Source organism: Salinarimonas soli (genome assembly GCF_008386575.1).
GTDB classification, from domain to species: domain Bacteria; phylum Pseudomonadota; class Alphaproteobacteria; order Rhizobiales; family Beijerinckiaceae; genus Salinarimonas_A; species Salinarimonas_A soli.
Genome location: NZ_VUOA01000283.1, coordinates 1 through 203, shown reverse-complemented (window position 1 = coordinate 203; position 203 = coordinate 1). Strand labels below are relative to the sequence as shown.

The following is a 203-nucleotide window of genomic DNA, read 5'->3' as shown; positions in this document are numbered from 1 at the left end:
ACGCTGCTCATCGACACCCCCATCGCCGGCATCCTGGGCGACCAGCAGGCTGCCACCTTCGGCCAGGCCTGTTTCGAGCCCGGCATGGCCAAGAACACCTACGGCACCGGCAACTTCATGCTGCTGAACACCGGTGAAGAGCTGGTGCCCAGCGAGAATGGGCTGCTGACCACCGTCTGCTACAAGATCGGCGACAACAAGCC

The 203-nt window shown here is 63.5% G+C and carries 1 pseudogene; it reads left to right on the top strand.

Features of this window, described 5'->3' with window-relative positions:
- Positions 1-203, top strand: a pseudogene (locus tag F0L46_RS25925) (glycerol kinase); the annotation flags it as partial.